This is a genomic window from Pseudomonas sp. LBUM1664 (assembly GCF_059695895.1).
The window spans coordinates 319067-340967 of sequence record NZ_CP166791.1 but is presented as its reverse complement, the minus strand read 5'-3'; the positions used below and the strand labels follow the sequence as shown (position 1 = coordinate 340967).

Sequence of the window (21901 nt, the reverse complement as noted above, 5' to 3'; positions counted from 1 at the left end):
TCACCGCCGGACCCGGCTCATCCGCTTCTCCAGAAACCCAAACATCTCCTGCCGCATCGCCAGGGTTTCATTCGCCAGATGATGCCGGCCTTCGGGCAGCATCAGCACCTGCGGCCGGTCGAACTTGCCGCGCAGCACTTGCAGGTTATGCACCCAATCCACCGTCATGTCCGCCTGCCCCTGCACAATCAAGGGCCGGCGCGGGCTGCTTGGAGCGGCTTCGATGTGCTTGATCCATTGCGCCAACGCACCGACCCACGCGGTAGGCAGGCGTAGCGGTTGCAGCGGGTCGGCTTGCAGGAACGGCAGAAAGGCCGGGTCGTTGGAGTTCTCGCTGAAGCGCCGGGCAATGCCAGTCACGAAGGGTTTGAGCAGGTAATAGCTCAGGCGCGACCAGCCCCAGGCCCGGGGCCGCACCAGGGGCGACAGCAGAATCACCTGGCCCTGGGCCGGGCTGTGTGCGCCCTGGTTGAGCACGTGATCAACCACAATGGCCCCGCCGGTGCTTTGCCCACAAAGATGCCAGGGTTGCGGCAAGTCCAGCGTCCCGGCTTCGGCCAGCAGGCCTTGCAACGTGGCCTGGTACTCGCCGAAATCATGGATGCTGGCGCGTTCACCGCTGGACAGGCCGTGGCCCGGCAGGTCGCAGGCGATCACCGCGAATTTCTGCTCCAGCGCCCATTCGATCAAGTGCCGGTACAGCCCCATATGATCGTAGAAACCATGGAACACGAACATCGTCGCCACAGCTTTTTCCGGCCACCAGACCTGACTGACCAACTCATACCCGTTTATCTCGAAACGCCCCAATCCCTTGCGCAAGGTACGCTGGGGGAAGTCCAGCCCATAGAACCGCTGATAGGCCTGTGCTTGCTCCGACAGGGGTTGCCATTGAGCCAGAGGTTGCAGGCTGGCACGCAGGTGATCGGGGTCGAAAGTGGCAGGCATCAGTATTTCCAGGCAAAAGCGCAGTGGGCGAAACAGACTTTGTAAGCCTGTGATATTCATCTGTCGCGGCAGGCATGGCAAGCTACGCGGTCTCAGAGGATCGACTCCATGCGCCCGTCCCACCGCACGACCTTGCTTGCCAGTCTGCTAGCCCTCGGATGCGCCGTCGTGTTGTGGTTCGCCTACGACTGGTTCCAGGGGCGTTTTCTGCGGGCGTTCAGCCAACACACGGCAGTGTTTTCCGGCGATTCTCTGCGCCTGCCGGCGGAGCTGGCCGGCCCTGGCGCAATCCGCCTGGTGCATTTCTGGGACCCGGCCTGCCCGTGCAACGTCGGCAATCAGCAACACCTTTCCGAGCTGGTCGATAAATATGTACCGCAAGGCGTCGAGTTTTATGCGGTACAAAAGACCGGTAGCCAGGGTCGGTTGCCGGCCACACTGAGCAGTCTCAAACCCCTTGCCGCGCTGCCTGGTTCGAGCCAGATACCCGCCAGCCCGGCCGTGGCGATCTGGGATCGCAGTGGCAAACTGGCGTATTTCGGCCCCTACAGCGAAGGCCTGACCTGCAATTCGAGCAACAGCTTCATCGAGCCGATCCTCGAGGCATTGAGCGTCGGCCGGGCGGTCAATGCTACCCACACGCTGGCCGTGGGTTGTTATTGCCCGTGGTCGATTTCAAACTGATAAACCCAGTCATCGCTGGACTTCTCCTGGGTGGCCGCTCAAACGTTAGAGCACTTACTCATTATTAGAGCGCTTGCTCAAAGTCACGCTCGCCGCTGAACCGTTTGTCGGATCCAATTTGCCCCGAAGGACGCCAACGCCGTCCCTTCACGGCTTCCTCCCCATAGAACGCGGGCCGTGCAGGGTTGCCGAGGTTTTGTGACCGTTTAGCTGAATCGATTAACAGCGGCCGGCCAACATGAACTTTTTTTTAATCTCTTCTCTAAACCTCGTGACAGCAGAACGTTGATTTCCCAACGCGGTCGCGCGGCGGCGCTCTATCGAGGAAGTTTTACACGCCTTTTCATCTTCAACTTGTCGACCCTCCTAAACAAACAAGAATGGAATCGTCAGTGATGCAAAAGCTGCTATGCGCTGTACTTTCCACTCCCCTTAAGGAAGATGCTCTCAACGTCGAGGCGTTTGCCCAAAGTGTGGCCCCGCTCATGATCGACGTACTGCTGCGCGGCGAGACCGGCACTGGCAAAGATACCCTGGCAGAGAAAATCCATCGGATGTCCGGCTGCTCCGGCAGATTCGTTGCCATCAACTGCGCCGCCATTCCCGAAACCTTGGCGGAGAGTCAGCTCTTCGGCGCCAATACCGGCGCGTTTACCGGGGTCAACCAAAATCGCGCGGGGTTCGTCGAAGCCGCGCATAACGGCACGCTGTATCTGGACGAAATCGACAGCATGCCGTTGGCGCTGCAAGCCAAACTGCTGCGTGTCCTGGAATCCAGAACGGTCCAGCGGCTGGGCTCGACCCAGAACATCCCGGTGAACATGCGAGTTATTGCCTCCGCCCAATGTCCGCTGGGGGAAATGGTCGAACGCGGTGAATTTCGCCGGGACCTTTATTTCCGCCTGAACATCATCAGCCTCAAGCTGCCCCCGTTGCGCAGCAGGAAGGAGCGCATCGTGCCACTGTTCCAGTCGCTGGTGCGCCGGGAGGCCCTGGCGCTTGATCGGCCCTATGTTGCACCGTCGCCGGAACTGTTGCGCCAGCTGCTCGGCTACGCCTGGCCTGGCAACATCCGCGAGCTGCAGTCCGCCGCCAAGCGATACGTGCTGGGCCTGCCGGCCCTGCCTCGCGCCGAACAACTGGAAGACTGTAGTTCTTCAACCCTCAAGTTGAAGGAGCATCTGCAGCAGTTCGAAAAAATCCTCATCGAGGACTGCATGCGCCGTCACCATCATTGCATCGACAAGGTCATCGCCGAACTGGGTATCGCCCGGCGCACGCTGTATTACCGGATGAAGTGCCTCCAAATATCGACGAGTTAAGTGGATCGGTGTGGAACCGTTTACGCACCTCCTGCCACTTAACCGTCGAGACGCTCACAGATCGTCTCGCCATTCCACAATCCGGAGATACGACTATGAGTTTTGGTGGAGCTTCTCTCGCGGCCTCCACGGCGGCCATGCAGCAGATGGACGCTACCTCGGCGGCGATGACAACCATGAAATCCGAATTCGACCAAAAGAAACTGGTCGCCGATACCATGAATGCAATCTCGGCAGGATCGATGGACACCGCAACCAAAGCCATCACCGCCATGGGGGAGGCATCGAAAAACATACGATTCTGACCACCCCGCTTCAGACCCCGCTCCGGCGGGGTAACCTCAAGCGCGATGAGAGGAGGGCCTATGCACATCGACTTGCTGAACAGCCTCCGTACTCCCAGAGACCTGCCGCATGACGACCCAACGTTGAGCCAAGCCCCGATCCCGCAAGGCCTGGCAAGCTTGGTCGTCGAGCATCTGACGCATCATGCGGCCAGTGACCGGTTGAGGGAGTCGCTCGCCCAGTGGGGTAGTGAACACGGCACGGCGGGGGGACAGTCCCAACGCGGTTGGCTGAGCCCGCAGAGCTTGACCGCAAAGGCTGAAAACCCTTTAAGCCTGGTGCTTGCAGACATTCTGGAAGAGATCAACGGCGGTACCGGCCCTAATCTCGACGTCGATATCGATGATGCCTATTCCAATGAAGATTTGTTTCACGATCTGGCGCTGATGTTCGCTCATCGCCGGCAGCCCATCGGCGATAACGATGTCGGCAGCCAAAGCGATTTCGGCAGCGCGAACAACCCCTTCGGCGGCGCGCTATTCGGCGCCTGGGAGATGGCGGGCGACCACGCCGCGCTGCGCGATCGTCATAACGCGAGCCTGTTGCTACTGCTCAAACTCATCGCGGTTTTGGGCCGCAGGAAACTGTTGACGCTGCTGGACGTCGGCGAAGATGACGGCCAGGCGCGTTATGAGCAAGACGACCAGGACCTGCTGTTCGAGATCGCAGGATTCATGGATCAACACCCCGCGCGATATCCCCCACCTGAGACCCTCAACGGGGAACTGTGGACATGGACGGACCGTATTGCCCGCGGCAAATGGCTGGATGCTCGCGAAACACGGTTGTTCCAATTCGCCCTGGAACAACTGGACTTCGCACTGGCCCGTCTGGCCGGCCAGCACGCCTCGATGGGGCGGTGCGCCAAACGTAGCCGGGAAGAAATCGAGTTTCACCTGAGCGTCACCGGTAGCGCTCGCAACGTCTTGAGGCTGATGTGCGCCTGAAGGCATCCGCCCTTTGAAATGGCCCTTTGAAATCGGAGAGACCCCATGGAAATACAAGCCATCGACGCCAGCAACCTCGCCTCCACCTCCGCAAAAGCGACTCCCAAGCCGCAAGCGAGCGCCGAGTCCAGTGATGTCAGTTGGTTCAACGCGCAAATGCGTGACAAGCCACCCTTACCGGACAGCGAGAACAATGTCGCGGCGAAAATCATCGATTCGTTGTCGAGCCGCTCCGGTGAACTGCAGCGGCTCGATGATCGCGCCAACCGGGACATGCTCAAGGCCATCCGCACCGCCGATCCCAAAGATATGCTGCAGTCGAACCGGTCCTTGTCATCCTTCCACCTGGAAAGCCTGATGACCGCGAAGATGGTCAGCAAAGGCTCCCAGGCGATCGAGAAGCTCACTAATCTTCAGTAGAGGGAAAGCCGGTCATGTTCATGCGCGCATTCTCTACACTGTTGCTGTGCCTGCTGCTCACCGGCTGCGACGAACGGGCGGCGCTGCATAGCCGCCTCTCCGAGCAGGATGCCAACGAAGTGATCGCTGAACTGGCGGACAAGAGCATTGAGGCGAGCAAGCAGGTCGACAAAGACGGGCTGACGGTGCTGGTCGAGCCTGCCGACATGAACAGCGCCGTTCACGTGCTCGAAGCCGCCGGCCTGCCTCGTCGCTCCCGTTCCAGCCTGGGTGAGATTTTCCGCAAGGAGGGGGTCATTTCCACGCCGATGGAAGAGCGTGCCCGCTACATCTATGCGCTGTCCCAGGAACTCGAATCGACGCTTTCACACATTGACGGAGTGGTGCTCGCCCGCGTCCATGTGGTTCTACCGGAACGGGTGGCCCCGGGTGAGCCGGTCCAGCCCGCATCGGCTTCGGTATTTATCAAACACACCAATGCCCTGGATCCCGACAGCATCACGCCGCGAGTGCGCAACCTGGTCGCCAGCGGTATCCCCGGCATGGCCGACGCCGCCCAGAACACTGGCAAGTTATCGGTGATATTCGTTCCCACTGCGCCGTATCAGGAACGGCGCAAGATGGCGTATTTCGGACCGTTCCTCATGCAGGCCGACGACGTCGGCTATTGGAGGGCGGTGACCGTGGCGGCAAGCATCACATTGCTGGCCGTCCTGATGGGCGCCTTGTACGGCCTTTATAGGCTATGGCGCAAAGGTGTGTTGGCGCTGCCTCGATTTTTTGATCAGAAGTTCGCCAAACCCACGGGTACGCCCACCTCACAGCCGAGCAGCACAGTGCCCCCTCTATTTGCAGTGAAAAGCCCGGGCGCCAAGCCGGATAGCAGTGGGACCGCCGCATGACTGCGGCGCTTGAGTGGGTTCGCTGGTGGAGCCACCCATGGCGCGAAGCACACAGTGACTGGCATTCGCCGGCGCTTTGCCGGCTGACCGCGTCACACATCGACGCCCTTGCCCGGGGGCACCATGCCGCGCTGGCACGCAGTTTCGGTATATCGCCTTGCACACCACCACGCCCCAACCCGGCGGTGCAGTCGCTGCTCTGTGGCGCCCCCCGGACCTTGACCCTTGCCTGCGAATTGGTGGCGAACACTTGCTCACCGTTAACAGTAACGGATGCGCTTTCGACGCAGGATCGAGCATGGTGCGAGCGCACCGCCAAAGCGCTGCGCCCAGGGCACTGGCTCGAACAAGGTCAGGATCCGCTCGCATTGCTGCGCGCCTGGCTGGGCGAGCCGACCTGGCAACGTGCGCGCCTGGCGTTCCCACGCAACACAATCATTGCCATCGAATGTCTGCCCGCCCCACAACCACCAGCCTCCAAGCTCAACACGCTGTGGCAGTCCGCGTGCTGGAAAGCCGAGCAAAGCCTGGCAACCCTCGCCCCTATCGAAACGGAGATTCACGATGTTCGCTCGGCGTTCGCTTGAACTGCGCCCCGATGGCCAGGGCCTGCTGCAGCCCTATATCGCGCGCGAAACCCTGGTCGACTGTGCCCGTGCGCAAATCGTTATTGAACAGGCTCAGGCACAGGCCGCGCAGCTGCTTGAACGCGCCTTTGAAGAGGGCGACGCGGTGGTGCTCGAGGCTCAAGCTCAATTCTGGGCGAAAGCCGAAACGTTGCTCGCAGCGTGGGAAGCCCAGCGCCAAGCCATGTGGGAGCGAATCGAGACGAGTGCTGCGCATTTGGTCAACGAGGCCCTGAGGACGCTTTTGGACGATGTCCCGGATCAGGCGCGCATCGATGCGCTCGTACGCCAGCTTGCGTGTCGTCAGAACGACCCGGTCAGTGCCACCCTTCGCTGTCATCCCGAGGACCTGGCAAGCCTGACGCAAAGCCTGGGCGCAGGTGGCGGGCGCCCTTGGACGCCGGTGGCCGACGCCGACATGGCTCTGCACCAACTGAAGCTGGAAACACCTGGCGGCACGTTCCTGCTCGACTGGCCCACCGCCGTCGAGGCGTTACGCCTGCCCGAACCGCAGCCGTAACCAGGCATCATTTTTTCCCTCACTTTCGCGGAACCGTCGCCGGCGTATCCACCACTCACACCGTGAATACGCCTAGCCTAGAGGAACCGTTTATGTCTTCTATCGATGCCGTCCAGCGCCGCCTCGACACCTACTTCCAGCGCGCAACCGACAACGTCAACAACGCGGCAATGAACGCTGCAGACAGTCAGTCGCTCGACGATATGCACTCCTTTCTCACCAGCATGAACGGCATGTCAGTCGCGGTGAACGCAGCCACTCAACAAACCACTGCCCATCACAACCTCGCCAAGGCGATTATCGATGCAATGCCATGAGCTGCGAGCACAGCTCACCCGCTGGAGCACCGGTGCCGACGAGCCAGAGCGCTTCACCCTTGTCATCGACGATGGCGAGGCGACCTTCAGCAAGCTCGAAGGCGGTCTGCTGACATCGGTCGAGCTGACTCCCCCTGTGGCCAATGAGGTGTCTCTGGAAGACATTCTTCGGCTGGCGCACCCAAGCCTCTCACGCTTTCCCGGTGCGCTGGCCCGTTCGCCGCAAGACGGTCGGTTATGGCTGGTGGCGCAACTGGCACTGGACTGGCACATCGACGACCTGATCGAGATGCTCGAAGCGCTGCTCAACCAACGCGACACCTGGCAATCGATCCTCAATAGAGACCAACGTGCCGTTGCGGCGCCTGCGGCGCGACGCCCCTCGCACTCTCACCTCCTCGGAACAGGAATCCGCCATGCCTAACAGGTGGCTTGCACCGTACCGCTTGATGACCGAAGGCACGGTACACCTTCGCCAGTTGATCGCACACCACTGGAGCAAACCTTCGCTGATCGCGCTCGCGTTGACCGGCACGCTTGGCTTGGGTATGCCGACACAGGCGGCAGTGCCGACCGACTGGAAGAATACGCCTTACGCCTATGACGCCCAGAGCACGCCCCTGGCCAAGGTACTCGGCGACTTCGCCAATACCTTCGCGGTGCAACTGGTGATTGACGGCACCGTGAAAGGCACCGTCGAGGGCCGGATGCGCGCCGAAAGCCCCCAGGCGTTCCTCGACAGGCTCGGCCTGGAAAATCGCTTCCAGTGGTTCATGTACGGCAGCAGCTTGTACATCAGTCCTCTGCAAAACCAGGATTCCACGCGCCTGGAAGTGTCCGCCGATGCCGTGCCGGACATGAAACAGGCCTTGACCGATATCGGCCTGCTGGACCCGCGTTTCGGCTGGGGTGAATTGCCCGACGAAGGCGTGGTACTGGTCTCCGGCCCGGAGCGATACGTGCGTCTGGTGGCGCAGTTTGCCGAAGCGCGCAAAACACCCGAAGAGAAGCAGCAAGTGATCAGTTTCCCGCTGCGCTACGCCACCGCCGCCGACCGGAACGTCAAATACCGGGGCGAAACGCTGGTCATTCCCGGGGTCGCCAGCATTCTGAGAGGCCTGCTGGAAACCCGCAGCTCCGCTTCGGGAGGCATGCAAACGGCTTCGCCTCAGGCGTCGTTCCAGAACATGCAGACCCAGCAGTCCATGGCCATGGGCAATATCGAACAGTTGGCATTGAGCGGCATGGGCCGCCCGAACATGAACCGTGTGCAGCCCGGTGGGAGCGGCGGTGGAGGCGGCCGGGGCAAGATCCGCGTCGAAGCCGACGTACGCAATAATGCGGTGCTCATCTACGACGCGCCCAAGCGGCGGGAAATCTACACCCCGCTGATTCACGACATGGATGTACCGCGCAAGCTGGTGGAAATCGATGCGATCATCCTGGACATCGACCGTACCCAGCTGGCCGAACTGGCCTCGAACTGGAACGTCGAGAGCGGCGATCTGATTGGCGGGGCCTCGATGCTTCGCCCCGGCGCCAGTTCGACAGTGTTCATTCAGGATTACGGCGATTTTTCTGCGCAACTGCGGGCCCTGGAGGGGCGTGGCCTGGCCTCGGTGGTGGCGAACCCATCGGTATTGACCCTGGAAAACCAGCCGGCAGTCATCGACTTCAGCCGTACAGAGTACATCTCCGCCATCGGCGAGCGCGTGGCCAACATCGAGCCCATCACGGCGGGTACCAGCTTGCAGGTAGTGCCCCACGCCATCGAGACCGGGGGCCGCAATCAGATCCAAATGTCCCTGGACATTGAAGACGGGCGCATCGAAGCCTCAGCGGTCGGACAGCAGACGCCCAGCGTGCGGCGGGGAGTCGTCAGCACTCAGGCCGTAATGGGTGAAAGCCGGTCGTTGGTAGTGGGCGGTTTTCATACTGAAGAAACTGGCGACAACCTCGAACGGGTGCCGTGGCTGGGTCGCATCCCACTGATCGGCCCGCTGCTGTTTTCTTCGACCACGCGCGAGACCAGCCGCCGGGAACGGGTATTCATCCTGACGCCACGCCTGATCGGTGACCAGGTCGACCCGGCCCGCTATATCTCCGCCCTTGACCGCGAACAGGTCGACAGCGCCATGGCACGCCTGGAAGACCGTCGCAACGGCACCCGCCCCATCGGTCGTATAGAGGTCAGCGACGTGCTTGCCCAACTCGCAGACGGCAATATTCCGGCCACGTTCAAACAGGCCGCATCGATTCCTTACTCGCCCGACACACTTTGCGCGTTGCAACCCGGATTGTCGCTGGACGCGGCACGGGCTCAATGGTTCGCAGGCCCTGATTACGGAATCGCCGTGGGCGTGGTACGCAACGACGCACAGCAGCGGCTGCGTGTCGACGAGGCGAGCTGCGGCAGCCGCTGGACCATGGCAGCTTCCACCTGGCCGAAGGCGTGGCTTGAACCCGGCGAGGAAACAGAAGTGTTTGTGGTCATGAAACAACCCGCTCGCGTGCCAGGCGGCGGGCGTCCCTCTCTTCTGCAAACCCATACGAGGACCGCGCCATGAGTCGCACGCCACTGCTGCTCGTTGTATTGCTGAGTCTGCCCGTGTTCGCCGGCTGTGCGAGCCGCTCGGGCTGTCAGGGCGACGCCTGTGACCGCGCCGAACCCGACAACGCGCGGCTGGTGATTTGGTGGTCGCCCGGTATGCGCGGCGGCCTTGGCTCCCCAGAACACCCGCTCGACCATACGGTCGTGCCATTGGAGAACTGAAACGGTATGTCTTTTTCGGTACACAGCGTAAGCACGCGCCAGGCCTTCCAAAAGAACATCATCGCCGGCATCGCGACGTATTGGGAAATAGCCCCCGGCATTGAGTTCAGCTTACGGCGCGAGCCTCACAGTGTGGGGCTCGCCTTACAAATACACAGCCAGGCACTGCGCGCGAACCAAATCCAGAGTGCACTCGAACGGCGCTTCGCCCATCCGAATGATTACGCTCAGCTGTATGTATTTCTTGATCCGCAGCGAGCGCTCGTGGTTTGGCACGCGCTGCCGGACTCGCCGATATCGTCTGAACTGCTCGATGAAATTCAGTCCCGGCAGCTGTCACTGTTGGGCCTGGAGGACCTCGACGACCACTCACCCACTTATTGAGGAAGGTTTTCCATGACCGTCGCACCGCTAGCCCAGCGCTTGATCTCGGCCCTCGCAGAACACCTGCATGCGGACTTGCAGTTGGAGGGTGGTGTGTGCGCGCTGTATGACAAGGACAACCGCGAAGCCGTGATAATTGAGCTGCCCGATCACAGCGACGTGGCCATCCTCCATTGCTCGATTGATGTGCCCCAGGCGCCCGACCTGCACAAGCGCTTACTGGAACTCAACTTTCGATTGGACGTGCTCGGCGGCAGTTGGCTGGCCCTGGACGATAAAGGCTGCGTTCGCTTGTGTGCACATTGCCCATTGTCGATGCTCGACGAGGCGCGGTTCTGCCATTGGATCGTGGGCTTCGTCGCCCAAGTCGCCGATGTGCGTACGCACAGGATGGCGCCCGCAACGCCCGACGGCCCACGTCCGGCCGCCCTCAACATGAGCCGCACTCGACTGGGTTAAGCGGCCATGGCGCATGCGTAGGCCTGCCGACAAATGCACATCGGCCCCGGGCAAGCGCCACGGGGCCGATGTGTATCGTGGGACCTTAACGAAGTTTCATCGCTTCTCCGCCCTCCTGCATGACTTTCCTTGCGCTGTCCATGAAGCCTTTGGTGACCTCCGTAACCGTATCGCTCATCAACTTGCTCATATCGGCCGCGCTCTTGATACGCAACATCGTTCCCTGGCGCTCCTCCATATCCATCTGGAGCCGGAACTGGCCCTCCATCAACTGTCGTTGCCGCGCTTCCATATCGTTCATGAACGATTGCGCAGAGCGAGGCGCCGAAGAAGGGCTGGACGCATCCGTATCGCCAGGCGGTTGAGTGTCGCCCGGATGAGCCGTGGGGCTTGCTTGCCGCGCTCTGGTGCGACCGCGCTGATGCATGGCAGGTGGCGCCGAGGACGAACGTCCCCGTCCATGCAGGCTTTGGCTACCGTGGCGCTGTTGCGCCTCACGGGGCTGCTGGCTCAATGAGGCCGAGTTCGATGGCTGGCTGTCGATGCCATGCAAGGCACCTGCGCCCCTTATGGGGCTTCTTATGGGGCTTGAGTCATTCGGCATGGGAAGATCCTCCAATGGGTCATCACGAGTCGATTTCTGCGTCGTGGGCAATATCGGCAGGCCGGCATCGCCCGGACGAGTCCGGCTTACCACCTGAGTGGCGCCCGCGTGTGCATCAGTTCCATCCCACGACCTCAGCGCAGGTTCAATTCCGGAATCTCAATCACCTCCCCTTTGGACTCGTCGTCCAGCTCGCGCAACACCCGATAAATGTGCGCAACTGCCTGGAGCGTTTCGCGGGGAATATAGCGACCGACCTCCTCGCGGTAGATCGTTCGCGCCAGCCAGATGCACTGAATAACCGGAACGCGCGCAGCCTTGGCTCGCTCGATCAGCGCACGGGCCTCGGCATCGACGCCTTTGACGATTAGCTGCGGCAGCGCATTTTCCTCAGGCCGATACAGTAGCGCGACGGCAAAGTGGGTGGGATTGACCACCAGCATGTCGGCGTCTTCCACCGGCTTGGCCTCTTTGCTGGCCGGCTGGTCAACCAATTGCCGGGCCAGGCTGCGGCGATGCATTTTGACGTGCGGGTCGCCTTCCATTTCCTTGAACTCTTTACGCACCTCTTCCTCGCTCATGCGCAGGCGCTTGGCGAAGAAGTATTTCTGCAGACCGAAGTCGAGAATCGCCAACACCAGCAATACGCCCAGGCATATGTGCATGATGTGCCGGAACAGGCTGGCCAGCCCGTGCCAATAGGTTTGCAGGTCGCCGTTGACCAGACTGATCAACGACCCGAGTGCAGGCATGGTCACCAGATAAAGCACGGTCGCGATGAACACCGCTTTCACCAACCCCATGAACAGGTTGATCAGCGCCTGGCCGGAAAACATTTGCTTGGCCTGATTCATTGGGTTCAGTCGGTTAGGGTCAGGCTGAAGGGCCTCGGGAGCGAACAGGAAGCCGAACTGTATCCAACCGGCCACCAGACGCGTGACAATTGCCAGCCCCACTGTCATCAATGTAAAACTGAGCAGCACGCCACCGGCATGCGCCAAGGTTTCCTCAAAGGCACGCACGAACCCGACATCCAGCCGGTGCAGCGGGAACGCCACCATTTCTCCCAACGTCTGCATACTGTCGTCGGCCAGCGTCAATGCCACCTCGGTGATTGCAGTGAGCACCAGCAGACTGCTCAAGTCCTGGCTCTGACCGACCTGGCCTTTGCTGCGCGCGTCGCGAATCTTCTTCGGCGTCGCGCTTTTGGTCTTTTCGCCACTGTCTTCGCTCATGAGCGAAGCCCTCCTTCAGGGCGCCTGCAGCAGCAGGTGAAGCAGGTGCCGGATTTCCGCATATCGGCCGAGACGGCCGGTCATCGCGTCCCACAACGTGGGCAAGTAGAAAAGCAGGAAGCCCAGGCCAATCAGGCTCTTGGCCGGCATGGCGAGGATAAATACCTGCAGTTGCGGGCTGTACAGGCTAAGCAGCGCCAGACTGAACTCCACCAGCAACAGCAAGCCAATGAACGGTGCCGCGTATAGCATCATGTGCATGAACATCTCGGCGATCAGCCCAAGAAACACACCGAAGCCATCCGCCCCAGGTAATGGAAACCAAACGGTGGGCGACCACACCAGGTAGCTGTCCCAGATCACCTGCGTCAACGTGCCAATGCCCAGGGTGGCGACCAACAGCAAGATCGTCATCTCTTTGAACAGGTGGCCCAAGGGCGTGGTATCGGCGCCTAGCGCCGGGTTCAACTGGCCGCCGATGAGGGCGCCGCGCTGGTTGTCCAGCAAAGCGCCCACCGATTCGTACAACCAGAACGGCATCGCCAGCAACACCCCGAGCAAGAAGCCCAGCACCAACTCCTTGAACATCAACCCGCCCAGCGACAGCCAGTTGACCTTGGCGTCGATCAGCGCCTGGCGAATGCCGGGCGCCGGCAACATGCTCAAGGCAAACACAATGGCATGGCGCGGCAAGCCTCGCAGATGTTGGAAACAGAAGACCGGAACCAAGTAAGCAACCGGATAAATGCGCGCCATGCCGAGCGCTATCGACAACAGTAGGTCGAAATAGGGAACGAAAGCCGAGGCCGTCATCAGGTGTTGGCCATCATTTCGAATGCCCGGCGCAGCAATCCCAGCAACTGCACGCCGATCCAACGGCCCGTTACCAGCAAGGTCAGCCCGACCGCCACCAGCTTGATACCGAAGGGCAAGGTCTGGTCCTGGATCTGCATCAATGCCTGCACCAGCGAGGTCAGCACGCCGACGATCACGGCCACGATCAACGGCGGCGCGGAGAGCAACACCACGAGCAACATGCCTTCCTTAAATAACGTCAGCGCGTCCATCGCACGTCCTCAAAGATAGGAATAGAAAAGGCTGTCGAGCAACTGCGTCCAACCCTGCACGAGGACAAAAACCAGCAACTTGAGCGGCAACGAAATAGTCATGGGCGCGACCATCTGCATGCCGAGCGCCAGCAGCAGGTTGGACACGATCAGATCGATGACAATGAACGGGATATAGATCAGAAATCCCATCTGAAAGCCTGCCTCAAGTTCCGACAGCATGAACGCCGGGATGAGCAGCATCAGGTCGTCGCGACTGGCCTGCTCGGCGCGCTCCTTGGGCCACATCCGCTTGGTGTTTTCCAACAGGTGGGCGAGGATGTCCGGGTTGGTGTTACGCGACATGAAGGCCTGCAACGGTTTGATCGCGTTCAGAGCAGAACCTTGCAACGCCTCGGTATTGCTAAAATCCAGCGGCCGCTCTTTCAGCTCTTCGGCGATGTTGTGGCCGACCGGCGCCATGATGAACAGCGTCGCGGCCAGCGCAATGGCATACAGCGCCATGTTGGGCGGCACCTGCTGCACGCCGATGGCGTTACGGGTGATCGTCAATACGATGGCCACCTTGAGAAAGGCACTGCAGATGATCAGTAACAGTGGGACTAACGAAATCCCACCGATGAACAGCGCCAGCAGAAAGGGGTCAACCCCCTGGAAGCTCATCCAGCCACATCCACGCGGGCGATTTGCAGACCCAACCGGCCATCGATCTCGACCAGTTCGCCATGGGCCAGGGCACGTTCGCCATAGAACAGCGACCCCGCCCCCGGGGCCACACCTTGCACTTGCAGCACGGCGCCGGGCGCCAGATTGCGTAACTCGCCCAAGGACAGGCTCAAGTGACCGCAGCGTACCGTGAGCGCCAGCGGCAGGTCCTCGAAGCGCTCGGTGATATCGGCATCGGCCTGTTTCGCCATCGGCGCCTCCCCGGTTTCAGCATCGGCATGGACAGACGCCGGGTGATCGGCCGCCTCGGGTGCTTGAGTATCGGGTTCGTAACGGGCGGTATCGTCCCAATCGGGCGTCAGAATGTCGGTGTCGGCGGTGGTGCTCATAACGGTCTCCTCAAGAGCGAGTACGGTCAGACGCAACGGCGCGGCATGGCTTTGCACTTGCACCTGCAAACAATGCCGGCCCAAGTGAATCAGCCCCTGGCCGGACGAGTCGAACAAGGGTGTTTCAGGTATCAATACGTCACCGGGGCGCAGCGCCGCCAACTGCCCGGCAGTCAGCGCCAGATGCCCCGCCAGCAACGGAACACGCAGCGCAAAGTGTTCGATCCACGGCGCTGTTCGCCGCTGCCAGGGAGCGGCGCGGAGCAGCCCCAGCAAGGTCGACCCCGCAATATCCAGATGGCTGACGACGCATGCAGCCCCCAACCGCGCCTCGAGCCGGCAGGCAACGCCAGGAAACCCAGGCCCGGCCACCGGTTTGAGAAAGCCAAACGCCGTGCGCAGGGACTCGCTCAGGGTTTGATGAAACAGTGACCAGAACCACTCGTCATCCGGTCCAGGTTCGGCAGGCAATACCACCGGGCATTCACCGAACAGGCTGAGCACCGCGCCGGGCTCGTTCAGGGTAAAAACGCCATGTGCGCACTCCAGCACGCACGGTGCTCCGTCAGTTGGGCCACTGCCCAAGGTCAGCTCCAGCAGCCCCGTCTCGCCCGCCACCTCAAAGGGCAAACCGACGCCGATTCCTAATAGCTGCCGGGCGGTGGCGTCCTCGACGCAGACAGGCGGCAGCGACAATGCACGTACTGTCATGTCGCACTTCCCTCTTTTTCGCGTGCCACGCGCACGGTTACCGGTTGGCCCAAGCTCTGCGTCAACGCGTCTTCGAGACGGCCGGATTGACTCGACAACCGCGCCTGCGCCTCGTCACTTTCGCCGCTAAGGCCGATGTCCCAGCCAGCCGCCCCGCTTAACCGCTGTGCCGACACCCTGATACGGCCCAGATGCGGAAGATGCAGCAGCAGGTCCAGTTGCTGCTCGAGCGTGGCGTGCAAACGTGGCGTGAGCTGATCGACAAACGCCTCCACTTCGCCGCTCTCCAGGCTCACCAGACCCGATAAAGAACCGGTACCTGCGGTGTCATCCTGCGAGCCGCCCTGTGGCGCATCGACCCATTGGCGAAACCAGTAACCATCACCGCGCTCAGCCGTCACGTCGGGGTCGCGTCCGGTTCCAGGCGAGGGCTCGCGCACCGCCGGCCGCACCGCCCGGCTCACCTGTGCGGGCGGTTGCTCATACGCCCCAAGCGGGTGCCGAACGGGGGCAACCGAGGGGTCGTAACGCGGCGTTGGTTCACGGCGTACGGTGCGCTCATTCATCGCAAGGGGTCTCCGTCAGGCGCTCCATCAACACCTTGAGCTTTTCCAGATCACGTCGACGCCCTCGTAACCGCTGCTGGGCAGCGTCAGTGTTGCGCGCCTGGTGCGCCTGTTCATCATCCAGCGCCTGCAATGCACGCGCTTGCTCGGCCAGCTCACCTATCAAGCGACGTTCTTGCGCACTCCAGGCATTCAACTCGCACACACTCACCGCACGTCCACGGTGCTCGCAGTACAGCGCCTCGCGCTGCGCCGCCTGCCGTTCACATGCCGCCTGCCACTGCGCCCGCGCGGCAACAACTGCCGCTTCCCGCTCGCGCAAAAGGTCGCGCTGCTGACGCCAGACCCGTTCGGCTTGCGCTTCGCGGTGTCGGCGTACGGGCGCAAGGGCGTTTAGATCAGCTCGGGACATAGGCGGTCAGTTGCTGGAGATGATCAAGCGTGGACGCAAATAGCTCCGGCTCACGCAGGTCCTGGCGCAGAAACGCGTCCAGGGCACCGCGCGACTCCACCGCCAGGTCGGTCAAGGGGTCGGCGCCAGCCTGATATTCGCCCAAGCGCAGCATCAGCTCGATTTGCTCATAGGCCGACAACAGTCGACGCAGATTGATGCCCGCCCGCAGGTGCTCCGCCTCGGCAACATTGGCCAAGGTTCGCGACAGGCTGGCCAGCACGTCGATTGCCGGGTAGTGACCGCGCTCAGCGAGCTTTCGCGACAGCACGATGTGACCGTCGAGCAGCGAACGCACCTCGTCCGCCACCGGATCATTCATTGAATCCTGCTCGATGAGCACCGTATAAAAGGCGGTGATGGCCCCCTCGTTGGTCAGCCCGGCCCGCTCGACCAGGCGCGGCAGCAAGCTGTAGACCGACGGCGGCAAGCCGCCGCGACCCAACGGCTCGCCAGCGGCCAGGCCGATTTCACGTTGTGCCCGGGCGAACCGGGTCAGCGAATCGATGAGCAGCAGGACGCGCTGGCCCTGTGCACGAAAGCCTTCGGCCAATGCCGTGGCCGTGAACGCCGCACGGGCGCGTTCCATGCTGGAGCGGTCGGAGGTGGCGCAGACCAAGACCGCACGGGCACGTAGCTCATCATCGAGCTCATGATCGAGGAATTCGCGCAGTTCGCGCCCGCGCTCGCCGATCAGGCCGAAGACGATGACATCACAGTCAACGTTGCGGGCAATCTCCGCCAGCAGCGTGGTTTTGCCGCAACCGGCACCCGCGAACAACCCCACACGCTGGCCTTCGCCGAGGGTCAGCGGGCCGTCGATGGCCCGTACGCCGGTCGCCAAGGCGCGCTGAATGCGCGGCCGTGCGGTGGGCGCAGGTGCCTCGCCAATCACCACCGACGCTTGCAGCACTTGCGCATCGGCGAACGCACCCGCACCGCCGTCCACCAGGGGCCGGCCGAATCCATCCAGCACCTGGCCAAGCAACTCTGGCCCCACGTGTACCCGATGCGGCATGCCCAGCGGCTCCACCGCGGCGCCCACCCGGATGCCCTCCAGGCCACCCAGCGCACTAAGCAAGGCATCGTGCTGATCGAAGCCGACAATCTCGGCGAGCAACGGCTCGCGTGCGTCGCGCTCGACTCGGCACAGGTCGCCGATCTGTGCCCCAGGCAGTCGGCACTGCAACACAATGCCACTGACCCGCTGCACCCGCCCGCGTACCATGACCGGCGCGAACCGACGCAAGTGTGCCCGTTGCCCGGCTTCCCAAGCCTCAAGTCGCGCGATGGCCGCCTGCGTCATCACCACGTGACCTCGTAGCGTTGGTCGCCTTCGAAAGTGACTTTGCCGCTGTCGATTGCGGTCAAGCGCAGGCCATCAATCTGGTCGCCCAGGAACAACCGGCGCCCGTCGGACGTGACAACATGACCATGCTTGCCGCCCACAATCTGGGCGATCTGAAACGGCAACTGCGTCAGATGCTCCTTCACGTTGGCCGTGATCGCGACCGGCGTCTCGTAGCGGTCGTTGAAGCGCTCGATCAGTCGTTCGACCACCGCCATTCGCTGGCGCGGCAGCTCGCCCACCAACACGAGACGGTCGTTCTGGACCTCGACCCGCACACCGGCCTCCAAATCACGTTCCTGCAACATGCGATCAAGCTCCAGGCGGACCGCCTCGACATTGTCCAATACCACCTTGGTGCGTTTGAGCTGCTGGGCCGGGCTGCTCACTACGGTTTGCGCCGGCTGGCTGGTAAATGCCCAGGCACTGGAGGCGACGGTGATCACCGCCGCGGCGATCGCCAGGCGTTTGGGCCACGACGGCCGCGCCGCAAACTTCGGGGTTTCCCGACTCGCCCCCAGATGCGCGGCGTCATCCAGCACCGACTCTTGTGGCCAAGGCTGATCGGCCGGAGCCAGGCACAGCCAGACACCTGCCATGGCGAAAGGGCTATTGGCCTGTAATGGCTCGATCGGTGTCCAGGGCTGGCCTTGCACATCGCAAACCGCGCCCTCCAGCAGATCCAGCCTCCATTGCCCCTGCATCTGCCTCAGGCACACGTGACGAGCACAGATGCCCGGATCGTAAAGTGCCAGGTCGGCATCCTCCGCCGCCCCGATAACCCATTGCTCGCCTACCAGCGGCAATGCCGCACCTCGGTGCAGACCACTCAATACACGCAGCTCGAACATGGCCAATTCCTCAAGGGGCGACTGATGTTCGCCCTCAATCCGGTTGTACAGCAGGGCACTCGCGGCACCCGTTCTCTGTCACAGCCAGGCCGTCGAACGCACCTGGACTTCCACCCTGGCGCGCCAAGACAAGCCCGTCACGCGGCATCCTCCACCTGTAGTTGTTCCTGCTCGAGGTCAAAACGACCCAGTACGTTTACCTGGGCGTTGCTGTGCAACTCGCTGAAGGCGAGCACCGGCACGTGATTGAACTCGTCGCGCAATAAGTCACGCAGCGGTGCGCGCAGGTCTTGAGCCACCAACAGGACGGCCACGCGCCTGGCGCGCAACGGGAAGCCTTCGCGCAACTGCATCACCAAGGCGCGGGTATGGAGGCTTTCCAAAGCAAAAAAGGTTTCTGTTTGGGTCTGGCGCAGCGCGTCGCGCAACAGGCCTTCGGTTTCCGGCGTCAACAGCCACACGTGCAGGCCCTCTTCGTCGCGGTACTGGTGATAGATCTGCGACTTCAGGGCGATGCGCGCGTAGTCGGTCAACGCACCGACGTCACGCTCGTGCTGCCCATGCTCGATCAAAGACTCGGCAATCAGGCGCACCGCGCGCAGCGGAACGCCTTCGCCGGCCAGGCGCTGCAGCACCGCTGCGAAACGGGCCAATGGCATGGTTCTCTGCAGCTCCTGCACCAGCTCTGGCTGACCCGCTTCGAGCCAACTGAGGATCGATTTACTTTCCTGAAGACCCAGAAATTGCGGGCCCGTGGCAAACATCGCACGGCTCATCCGCTCCACCAGCAACTCGGCTGCAGACACCGCCTCAACGCGTTCGTCCGCCAGCAGCGGGTCGTCGGGCGTCAGCCATAGCCACTGATGCTCGTCACGTGCTTCGCTGCCGAACTGAGCATCGCGCGGTTCGAACGGCAGCGGTCCACGCGCGACGGCCACACGCTCACCGAACGTTGCCCGCAACATCGGGACCTCATGCACGCAGAACCGAAACTCGTCGTCCTCCAGCAGCGCGCTGTATTCGATCTCAAAGGGCGGCAAGGTCAGGCCAAAGCCGGCCACCAGTGCGTTGCGCTTTTTGCGGATCGCCTGGATGACCTCCTCGGTCGCCACGCGCCCTTCCACTGCCATGGAAAACTGCAAAAGATAGGCGCGGGTAGGGTCGAAACTGCGCAGATCTTCTGCGCCGTTGTGTTCGGGGGCCACGACCTCAGCCGGCTGGTCGTCCTGACGTGCCTGTCGTGCGCGCGAATACAGCTGAACGATGCCAGCGGTGCCGGTGATCAAGGCAATGACGATGAACACCAGCGTGGGCATGCCGGGCAAGGCGGCGAAGCCGAGCATCCCCACCGAAGCAATCACCCAGGCCTTGGGTTCGGCGGTCAACTGCTTGGCAATTTCCTTGCCGACGCTACTACCCGCCGGCTGTCCTTCCGGTGACACCCGGGTAATGATCATGCCAGCGGTGAGGGAGATCAGCAGTGCCGGAATTTGCGCGATCAGACCGTCACCGATGGTCAATACGCCGTACAAGTGCATCGATTCGGACGCGCCCATGTCGTGCTGCATCATACCGACCGAGAAACCGCCAATGAGGTTGATCACCACGATCACCAGGCCAGCGATGGCGTCGCCCTTGACGAACTTCATCGCCCCGTCCATCGCACCGAACAGTTGGCTTTCCTTGTTCAACTCCTCGCGACGACGTCGGGCTTCGCTGACATCGATCAAGTTCGCGCGCAAGTCGCTGTCGATGGACATTTGTTTGCCTGGCAGCGCATCCAAAGTGAAACGCGCCGCCACTTCAGCGACACGCTCAGACCCCTTGGTGATCACCAGGAAATTGACCACCGTCAGAATAAGGAAGATGACCAACCCGACCGCAAGGTTTCCACCCACCACAAAATTGCCGAACGCCTGGACGATATGACCGGCGTCGCCCTGGAGCAGGATCAAACGGGTGGTAGCCACCGACAACGCCAGCCGGAACAACGTGGTCAACAGCAGCACCGCCGGAAACGAGGAAAACGCCAACGGCCGTGGCAGGTACAGCGAGAGCACGATCAGCAGGCAAGAGATGCAGATGTTGACCGCGATCAGCACATCGACCACCGACGTCGGCAACGGCAGGATCAGCATGAACACAATGCCGAGTACCACGAACGCCCCAACCACTTCGATGCGCCGAACCGCGCCACTGGCCACTTTGTTCAACATTGCGATCATGAGTGCGCTCCGATGACCGGGGCGGCGGTCTGTCCTCGGGTCTCACCGCGGGAACGCTCATCAAGCAACACCAGCAGATTTTTCAGCGCGCTCTGCCGGCTTTTTCCATCACGCCAGAGCGCCAGCGGCAAGCGCTTGAGTACCGGATACAGACCGTTCAGAGAGACGAGTTGGTCCCGCTCCTGATCCCCGCCCAATTCACGCCCGATGCGGCGCACTTCCGCCGAAGACAGGCCACTGGTGGCGAACCCCAGCATGCGCTGAAGTAAAACCACGGCCGTGAGCTGGCTTGCCGGACAACTGTAGGCAAGGCGCTCCAGCAACTGGCGGCAACTGTGTAGAACACTGCTGAGTTGAGTCGAGGCGGCCAGGCCAATCAGTAGCGTGCGCAGCATGGCGGTGGGGCGCGAAGGCGTCTGCGCGGCGATGTCGTCAGCCAGCGCACGACGCATCATGTCCAGCCCCGACACGAACGCCGCTTCGCCGAACAGACCAAGCAACGCCTGCATCATGGTGGGCAATGACTGCTTGAGCACCACGGTGTCGTAATAGAGCCGGCGTACAGCCTGGCGCAGTTCGGGATCACCGCCCGAAGCACGCAGTGCCTCGGCGATGTTCATTCCCGCCTGAATCTGCGCCCCATAACGTTCGCGCAACAGCTGCAGGTAGTCTCGGGCACGCCTGGCTTCGACGAGACGACCTTGCACCTCGGCATCGCGCAACGCTTGCTGCAGGATAAGGTCAGTACGGGCCGGATCACCGCCGGTGGACTGCACCACTTCTTCAAGCACCGGCTCGCCACACAGCAACATGCCGGCCCGAGCGGCCATTGCGCCCAAGCTCTGCTTGCCTGGGTGGCCGAGTTGGTCGTACCACTCTTCCAACTGCTCATGCGTCTGGACCCGCGTTTGACCCACCTCGCTGCGGGCGTTGCGTATACGCCGCTGGCTCAGCGCTTTGGTATTGCGCTCGACATGATGGCTGAAGGTCATGCCGACCTCTTCCATCGAATTGGACTGCGCGGTCTGCAACGATTCCACAGGCCTACCCACGCCCACTACAGCCGAAGCAGCCTGGGCGAGATTGACGGCAATGCGCGTATTGGTCGGTGCTTCTACTTTCATGATGGCCACGAGCGGGG

Annotated in this window: 27 protein-coding genes; 14 read left to right on the top strand and 13 right to left on the bottom strand. The window is 61.9% G+C overall.

Translation table 11 applies throughout. The annotated features are described in order from the left end of the window. The gene (gene bipL / locus ACA047_RS01615) at positions 1 to 948 is read right to left on the bottom strand and encodes a phospholipase BipL (protein ID WP_497356089.1); all 948 of its coding nucleotides are present in this window, start codon (positions 946 to 948) and stop codon (positions 1 to 3) included. A gap of 108 nt (positions 949 to 1056) precedes the next feature. Here bipL and ACA047_RS01610 point away from each other — a divergent pair, with 108 nt between their 5' ends. From ACA047_RS01610 to ACA047_RS01545, 14 genes are all read left to right on the top strand, one after another. Next, the gene (locus ACA047_RS01610; RefSeq protein ID WP_497356087.1) at positions 1057 to 1632 is read left to right on the top strand and encodes a DUF6436 domain-containing protein; all 576 of its coding nucleotides are present in this window, start codon (positions 1057 to 1059) and stop codon (positions 1630 to 1632) included. 395 nt (positions 1633 to 2027) lie between these two features. Then, positions 2028 to 2954, top strand: a complete 927-nt coding sequence (locus ACA047_RS01605; RefSeq protein ID WP_497356085.1) for a sigma 54-interacting transcriptional regulator — start codon at positions 2028 to 2030, stop codon at positions 2952 to 2954. Then, on the top strand, positions 2930 to 3259 hold the full coding sequence (locus ACA047_RS01600) for a type III secretion system major pilin HrpA (RefSeq protein WP_497356083.1): 330 nt from the start codon (positions 2930 to 2932) through the stop codon (positions 3257 to 3259). Before ACA047_RS01605 ends, ACA047_RS01600 begins: the two co-directional genes overlap by 25 nt. 60 nt (positions 3260 to 3319) lie before the next feature. Then, positions 3320 to 4246: a type III secretion protein gene (locus tag ACA047_RS01595; protein ID WP_497356081.1), complete on the top strand. Its 927-nt coding sequence runs from the start codon at positions 3320 to 3322 to the stop codon at positions 4244 to 4246. A 45-nt stretch (positions 4247 to 4291) separates the two neighbouring features. Next, positions 4292 to 4666: a type III secretion system inner rod subunit SctI gene (sctI, locus tag ACA047_RS01590; protein WP_497356079.1), complete on the top strand. Its 375-nt coding sequence runs from the start codon at positions 4292 to 4294 to the stop codon at positions 4664 to 4666. 14 nt (positions 4667 to 4680) lie between these two features. Next, positions 4681 to 5568, top strand: coding sequence for a type III secretion system inner membrane ring lipoprotein SctJ (gene sctJ / locus ACA047_RS01585; RefSeq protein ID WP_497356077.1), 888 nt, complete (start codon positions 4681 to 4683; stop codon positions 5566 to 5568). Continuing rightward, positions 5565 to 6155, top strand: a complete 591-nt coding sequence (locus ACA047_RS01580) for a hypothetical protein (RefSeq protein ID WP_497356075.1) — start codon at positions 5565 to 5567, stop codon at positions 6153 to 6155. Before sctJ ends, ACA047_RS01580 begins: the two co-directional genes overlap by 4 nt. Then, complete coding sequence (gene sctL, locus ACA047_RS01575) at positions 6133 to 6714, top strand: type III secretion system stator protein SctL (RefSeq protein ID WP_497356073.1); 582 nt, start codon at positions 6133 to 6135, stop codon at positions 6712 to 6714. The genes ACA047_RS01580 and sctL overlap by 23 nt, the downstream gene beginning before the upstream one ends. A gap of 92 nt (positions 6715 to 6806) precedes the next feature. Further along, the gene (locus ACA047_RS01570) at positions 6807 to 7031 is read left to right on the top strand and encodes a serine kinase (protein ID WP_497356071.1); all 225 of its coding nucleotides are present in this window, start codon (positions 6807 to 6809) and stop codon (positions 7029 to 7031) included. After that, positions 7018 to 7455, top strand: a complete 438-nt coding sequence (locus ACA047_RS01565) for a type III secretion system chaperone (RefSeq protein ID WP_497356069.1) — start codon at positions 7018 to 7020, stop codon at positions 7453 to 7455. The genes ACA047_RS01570 and ACA047_RS01565 overlap by 14 nt, the downstream gene beginning before the upstream one ends. Next, a complete protein-coding gene (gene sctC / locus ACA047_RS01560; protein ID WP_497356067.1) occupies positions 7448 to 9598 on the top strand; it encodes a type III secretion system outer membrane ring subunit SctC in 2151 nt (716 codons plus the stop codon). Before ACA047_RS01565 ends, sctC begins: the two co-directional genes overlap by 8 nt. Next, positions 9595 to 9804, top strand: coding sequence for an HrpT family type III secretion system protein (hrpT, locus tag ACA047_RS01555; RefSeq protein WP_497356065.1), 210 nt, complete (start codon positions 9595 to 9597; stop codon positions 9802 to 9804). Before sctC ends, hrpT begins: the two co-directional genes overlap by 4 nt. Before the next feature lie 6 nt (positions 9805 to 9810). Beyond that, the gene (locus ACA047_RS01550; protein ID WP_497356063.1) at positions 9811 to 10188 is read left to right on the top strand and encodes a hypothetical protein; all 378 of its coding nucleotides are present in this window, start codon (positions 9811 to 9813) and stop codon (positions 10186 to 10188) included. A gap of 12 nt (positions 10189 to 10200) precedes the next feature. Beyond that, on the top strand, positions 10201 to 10647 hold the full coding sequence (locus ACA047_RS01545; protein WP_497356061.1) for a type III secretion system chaperone: 447 nt from the start codon (positions 10201 to 10203) through the stop codon (positions 10645 to 10647). Positions 10648 to 10732: 85 nt separating this feature from the next. On the opposite strand, the gene ACA047_RS01540 is transcribed toward ACA047_RS01545, so the two are convergent. From ACA047_RS01540 to ACA047_RS01485, 12 genes are all read right to left on the bottom strand, one after another. Further along, positions 10733 to 10948 (bottom strand): type III secretion system major pilin HrpA, encoded by a 216-nt coding sequence (locus ACA047_RS01540; RefSeq protein WP_497356059.1) that lies wholly within the window; start codon positions 10946 to 10948, stop codon positions 10733 to 10735. A gap of 437 nt (positions 10949 to 11385) precedes the next feature. Continuing rightward, on the bottom strand, positions 11386 to 12486 hold the full coding sequence (gene sctU / locus ACA047_RS01535) for a type III secretion system export apparatus subunit SctU (RefSeq protein WP_497356057.1): 1101 nt from the start codon (positions 12484 to 12486) through the stop codon (positions 11386 to 11388). Between the two features lie 15 nt (positions 12487 to 12501). Beyond that, positions 12502 to 13299, bottom strand: coding sequence for a type III secretion system export apparatus subunit SctT (sctT, locus tag ACA047_RS01530; RefSeq protein WP_497356055.1), 798 nt, complete (start codon positions 13297 to 13299; stop codon positions 12502 to 12504). Further along, complete coding sequence (gene sctS / locus ACA047_RS01525; protein WP_497356053.1) at positions 13299 to 13553, bottom strand: type III secretion system export apparatus subunit SctS; 255 nt, start codon at positions 13551 to 13553, stop codon at positions 13299 to 13301. Before sctS ends, sctT begins: the two co-directional genes overlap by 1 nt. Before the next feature lie 9 nt (positions 13554 to 13562). Continuing rightward, a complete protein-coding gene (sctR, locus tag ACA047_RS01520; protein WP_497356051.1) occupies positions 13563 to 14216 on the bottom strand; it encodes a type III secretion system export apparatus subunit SctR in 654 nt (217 codons plus the stop codon). Next, on the bottom strand, positions 14213 to 15319 hold the full coding sequence (gene sctQ, locus ACA047_RS01515) for a type III secretion system cytoplasmic ring protein SctQ (protein ID WP_497356049.1): 1107 nt from the start codon (positions 15317 to 15319) through the stop codon (positions 14213 to 14215). Before sctQ ends, sctR begins: the two co-directional genes overlap by 4 nt. Continuing rightward, a complete protein-coding gene (locus tag ACA047_RS01510; protein ID WP_497356047.1) occupies positions 15316 to 15885 on the bottom strand; it encodes a type III secretion protein in 570 nt (189 codons plus the stop codon). Before ACA047_RS01510 ends, sctQ begins: the two co-directional genes overlap by 4 nt. After that, positions 15878 to 16297 carry a hypothetical protein gene (locus ACA047_RS01505; RefSeq protein ID WP_497356045.1) on the bottom strand — a complete coding sequence of 140 codons (420 nt, stop codon included), beginning with the start codon at positions 16295 to 16297 and terminating at the stop codon, positions 15878 to 15880. The genes ACA047_RS01510 and ACA047_RS01505 overlap by 8 nt, the downstream gene beginning before the upstream one ends. Then, positions 16284 to 17642: a FliI/YscN family ATPase gene (locus ACA047_RS01500; protein WP_497360198.1), complete on the bottom strand. Its 1359-nt coding sequence runs from the start codon at positions 17640 to 17642 to the stop codon at positions 16284 to 16286. Before ACA047_RS01500 ends, ACA047_RS01505 begins: the two co-directional genes overlap by 14 nt. Continuing rightward, positions 17642 to 18535, bottom strand: coding sequence for an FHA domain-containing protein (locus tag ACA047_RS01495; RefSeq protein WP_497356043.1), 894 nt, complete (start codon positions 18533 to 18535; stop codon positions 17642 to 17644). Before ACA047_RS01495 ends, ACA047_RS01500 begins: the two co-directional genes overlap by 1 nt. A gap of 137 nt (positions 18536 to 18672) precedes the next feature. Then, positions 18673 to 20760: a type III secretion system export apparatus subunit SctV gene (gene sctV / locus ACA047_RS01490; protein WP_497356041.1), complete on the bottom strand. Its 2088-nt coding sequence runs from the start codon at positions 20758 to 20760 to the stop codon at positions 18673 to 18675. Then, positions 20757 to 21884, bottom strand: a complete 1128-nt coding sequence (locus ACA047_RS01485; RefSeq protein ID WP_497356039.1) for a TyeA family type III secretion system gatekeeper subunit — start codon at positions 21882 to 21884, stop codon at positions 20757 to 20759. The genes sctV and ACA047_RS01485 overlap by 4 nt, the downstream gene beginning before the upstream one ends. Positions 21885 to 21901: the final 17 nt, after the last annotated feature.